Genomic DNA, 1083 nt, shown 5'->3' with positions numbered 1-1083 from the left:
CGCCGTCCTTCTCCATCTGCCCGGCCAGCTTCATGGCCTCTTCGATCAGCGTCTCCACGATCTTCGACTCCGGCACCGTCTTGATGACCTCGCCCTTCACGAAGATCTGCCCCTTGCCGTTCCCGGAGGCCACACCGAGATCCGCTTCACGGGCCTCACCGGGGCCGTTCACCACGCAGCCCATCACGGCGACACGCAGGGGCACCTCCATGCCGGTCAGGCCCGCCGTGACCTCCTCGGCCAGCTTGTACACATCCACCTGGGCGCGGCCGCAGGACGGGCAGGAGACGATCTCCAGGCCCCGCTGGCGCAGGTTGAGCGACTCCAGGATCTGGATGCCGACCTTGACCTCCTCGGCCGGCGGCGCCGACAGCGAGACCCGGATCGTGTCCCCGATGCCCTGCGACAGCAGCGCACCGAAGGCCACGGCGGACTTGATGGTGCCCTGGAAGGCCGGGCCGGCCTCGGTCACGCCCAGGTGCAGGGGATAGTCGCACTGCTCGGCCAGCTGCCGGTAGGCCTCGATCATCACCACCGGGTCGTTGTGCTTCACCGAGATCTTGATGTCGCGGAAGTCGTGCTCCTCGAACAGCGAGGCTTCCCACAGGGCCGACTCGACCAGCGCCTCGGGGGTGGCCTTGCCGTACTTCTGCAGCAGCCGCTTGTCCAGCGACCCGGCGTTCACACCGATACGGATCGGGGTGCCGTGGTCCCGGGCCGCCTTCGCGATCTCCTTGACCTGGTCGTCGAACTTCTTGATGTTGCCCGGGTTCACCCGGACCGCCGCACAGCCCGCCTCGATCGCCGCGAACACGTACTTCGGCTGGAAGTGGATGTCGGCGATCACCGGGATCTGCGACTTGCGGGCGATCGTCGCCAGCGCGTCCGCGTCGTCCTGGGTGGGGCAGGCCACCCGCACGATCTGGCAGCCCGACGCGGTCAGCTCCGCGATCTGCTGCAGCGTCGCCCCGATGTCCGAGGTACGGGTGGTGGTCATCGACTGGACCGAGACGGGGGCGTCCCCACCGACCGCCACGGGCCCGACCTGGATCTGCCGGCTCTTCCGGCGCTCGGCGAGCTTGG

The 1083-nt window shown here is 68.6% G+C and carries 1 protein-coding gene; it reads right to left on the bottom strand.

Annotated features, from left to right (window positions below):
- Window positions 1-1083: flavodoxin-dependent (E)-4-hydroxy-3-methylbut-2-enyl-diphosphate synthase (ispG, locus tag ABD198_RS30475; protein WP_344007966.1), on the bottom strand; the 1083-nt coding region annotated here is incomplete at both ends.

This window comes from Streptomyces thermocarboxydovorans, assembly GCF_039524635.1.
GTDB lineage: Bacteria > Actinomycetota > Actinomycetes > Streptomycetales > Streptomycetaceae > Streptomyces > Streptomyces thermocarboxydovorans.
The sequence above is the reverse complement of the archived record's forward strand: the minus strand, read 5'-3'. Positions and strand labels throughout refer to the sequence as shown.